Origin of the sequence: Paraburkholderia sp. BR10954 (assembly GCF_040965775.1) — a bacterium.
Classification (GTDB): Bacteria; Pseudomonadota; Gammaproteobacteria; order Burkholderiales; family Burkholderiaceae; genus Paraburkholderia; species Paraburkholderia youngii.
Genome location: NZ_JBFRCK010000303.1, coordinates 1 through 254 on the forward strand (window position 1 = coordinate 1; position 254 = coordinate 254).

At 57.9% G+C, this 254-nt stretch carries 2 tRNA genes; both read left to right on the plus strand.

What is annotated here, in order from left to right:
* Positions 1-23 precede the first annotated feature (23 nt).
* Positions 24-100: transfer RNA gene (locus AB4Y34_RS42335), tRNA-Ile, on the plus strand.
* Positions 101-146: 46 nt separating this feature from the next.
* Positions 147-222 (plus strand) — tRNA-Ala (locus tag AB4Y34_RS42340).
* Positions 223-254: the final 32 nt, after the last annotated feature.

Here is a 254-nt window from a genome sequence, read left to right on the forward strand (position 1 = left end):
AGAAGCAACGCAGACAGGCTCAGGGGTCTGTAGCTCAGTCGGTTAGAGCACCGTCTTGATAAGGCGGGGGTCGATGGTTCGAATCCATCCAGACCCACCATCCTTGTCTGTGGTGCTGACTGGGCACCCTTGAGCAGTGTATGACCGGGGGATTAGCTCAGCTGGGAGAGCACCTGCTTTGCAAGCAGGGGGTCGTCGGTTCGATCCCGTCATCCTCCACCAATCCTCAATGCGCAGGGTTCTGCATGAAGGCA